Below are 2773 nucleotides of genomic sequence, written 5' to 3' on the forward strand. Positions count from 1 at the left end.
GAACGTCGACCTCGTAGACAAGAGCGAGCCTCGCAGGCTGTCGGTAACGAGCTGAACCCTTGTGCCAGCAACCGCAATCAGACAAGAGGTTGCACTTGCGCTTTGCGGACTACCGCTTCTTAAAATCCGTTAGCTTGCGATGTAGTAGCCCTGTCTCTGAACGGCGAGGTTAATGTCCTCGCTGACGCTCGCCACGTTTTTCTTCTTACGCCATCCGCCTTAAGGAATTGGCAAGCCATTGCGCACAACCAACAGATCACGCTTGGTGTTCAGATACACATCGAACATTCTACAGGCTCCCCAGCCGCCGTCAGAGTATGGCGGGGAGCAGAAATGGCAACTGCTCCGCCCGGCCACGATGGACAGGCAAGCCGCTACAGATTGCTGTGGTTGGCATGGCGGGCACAACGGAGGCGACGACGCGGCCAAGGTCTCACCGTAAGGACCTGCGATGTCGGAGTTCCGCCCAGAAGCGGACATTCGGGCTCGCCTTCAGCAAGTCCGCTTTGTGCACAACACAAGGCGACATGCCAATGGGCAGGGAATGCTCCGATGAGCGGCAGTGGTGGCATGGTAGACACGATCGAACCCGCAGGGCATTACCAGCGGCACTTGGCGGCCAAGCAGGCTCACCGTCGATCAGGCGAAGGGGCGACCCGGTTGGCTTCGCTGCCAGCGGATGCCAAAAACTCATTTAGCAGGTGTCGCTTGATCCTGATCGGTTCACGCACGCCTTGGGAAGCGAGCAAGAGAACGCGCTCGGCAACTTCCAGAGCAGATCGCTGCTGCTGGCGAGTGAATGACGGACTGGAAAGAACGTCGTCTAGAACGTCGCGGAGCAAATGTACTGTTGCCGTGTCGTAGGCCATGCGCCAAATACCCGGGTTGTCGAAACAATATGCGCCGTAGCGGTGGCGCAAGGGAAACGCAGTGAGGCGTCGCCGGGCTCGAAATAAAGCGTCCCGGCAGCGCTTATTCTCTAACTGAGCGCTGAAATCCCAGTTGTGCTGAATTATGCAATGGTCATGCCACAAGTTTGTGACGCCGGTTCGCGCGGGGGCTCCCATGCTGCAGTCCAACGGTCGACCAGAAGCCCCCGCTCGCGATTTAATGCACGTTGGCGGGCATTTGGTTCCCTGCAAGTCCTTAACAGAAACAAGGAATTGCCACTAAACATCTGAGCCGGGTGTTGCGGCTTGGCTACATCAACCTGCAGGCGAACGGGATACCATTTAGTCCTTAGGTGGGCGTCGTGCCTTTTTTGAACTTCTTCTGGGGAGATTTCTCGTAATGAAAAAGCTTCTGATTGTCGCGGCCGGGATGATGGCTGTGGCTCTATCCGGCCCTGCGTCGGCGGCTGATTTGGCGGCTCGCCCCTACACTAAAGCGCCGCCGCCGGTGGTCGCTCCGATCTATGACTGGACCGGTTTCTACATCGGCGCCAACGGCGGCTGGGGCCAAACCCACAGCTGTGTGGATTTCGTTACGCTCGCAGGGACAGTTGCGGGTGGTTGCGCTGATCGCTCCGGAGGTCTTGTTGGCGGACAGATCGGGTATCGCTGGCAAACCAATCAGTTTGTGTTGGGACTGGAAGCACAGGGCGATTGGGCTGACATCAAGAATACGCGCGTCAGCCTGATCGATCCGCTGATTTCGACCACAGGGAAAACCGATGGCATTGGCCTCTTCACGGCCCAACTCGGTTGGGCATGGAACGCATCGCTGCTCTACGTGAAGGGCGGCGCGGCCGTCACTCACAATCGCTTTGACGTGTTCAACAACATCACCGGGGTCGGACTCGCCTCGGCAGGTCACACGCGCTGGGGCGGCGCCCTTGGTGTGGGCTGGGAATATGGTTTCGCACCGAACTGGTCGGTCGGTGTTGAATATGACCATCTCTGGATGGGGCGTGACAACTCCTCCTTCGCAGGCGTGGTCACGCCCGGTGGGGTCACCCTCTTAGGCGACGGGGTCAAGCAGGACGTGGACATGGTCACCGTGCGCTTTAACTATCGCTTCGGCGGATTGGGAACACCTCCTGTCGCCGCGAGATACTGACTTCATCTAGACGCTTTTGTCAGGACAGTGGGCCGGGCATTTTGCCCGGCCTTTTGTTTAAAGCCATGTCTGAGAAAGATACAAAGCGCGCATCAGATCCAGACTGAACCGCCGAGAGGTTGCGGAATGCCTCAATGCCGCATTCGAGACTGGCGACATCGCCGATATGTGTCGTGCGATTGAGGATGCTGTCCGTGTGCACAACATTTCGGAGCTCGCGCGACGTTCTGGGAATCACACAAACAAGCCTTTACCGCGTCGTTCGCAGGCGGCAAGGCGCATCCGAATTTCAGCACCGTCTTGAGCGTTTTGCACGCGATGGTTTTTCGGTTGCACGTTGACCCTGCGCGTGCACGCTCAGGCGAGGACGACGCATCACAAAGGCTCAAGCGTCGGCCCCACTTCCGCATCGGGTCAACGAGCGAAATCGGAAGTCGCGGCCTTGCGGCGGGATGTCTGCTTTGCCCCGGATTGTGTTGCCAAACGCCGGTTGAGACGACTCGCGAACCGTGATTCCGTTGGTTTGAGGCGGCATTTGCGGGAGCAGCGGATGTTAGGTCGGCAGGAGAGCGGTCAGGGCCAGTTCTTTTACTCCTTTGATCTCGACAAGGTGGTGCCGGTTGATCACCTGGTACGGCAAATCGACGGTTTTCTGGACCTGAGTTGGGTGCACAACGAGCTCGCTCCATTCTACTCCCACACTGGCCGGCCTTCG

Annotated in this window: 2 protein-coding genes; both read left to right on the forward strand. The window is 58.3% G+C overall.

Translation table 11 applies throughout. The annotated features are described in order from the left end of the window. Positions 1 to 1290 precede the first annotated feature (1290 nt). A complete protein-coding gene (locus tag ABIB91_RS41550; protein ID WP_354128578.1) occupies positions 1291 to 2058 on the forward strand; it encodes an outer membrane protein in 768 nt (255 codons plus the stop codon). A 550-nt stretch (positions 2059 to 2608) separates the two neighbouring features. Continuing rightward, a partial coding sequence (locus ABIB91_RS41945) for a transposase (protein WP_502917100.1) occupies positions 2609 to 2773 on the forward strand: 165 nt, incomplete at its 3' end.

The organism is Bradyrhizobium sp. JR4.3, from assembly GCF_040547695.1.
Classification (GTDB): domain Bacteria; phylum Pseudomonadota; class Alphaproteobacteria; order Rhizobiales; family Xanthobacteraceae; genus Bradyrhizobium; species Bradyrhizobium canariense.

What these genes read in the sequence shown, in the direction of transcription:
- ABIB91_RS41550 (WP_354128578.1), top strand. Translation starts at nt 1,291, where the DNA reads ATGAAAAAGCTTCTGATTGTCGCGGCCGGGATGATGGCTGTGGCTCTA.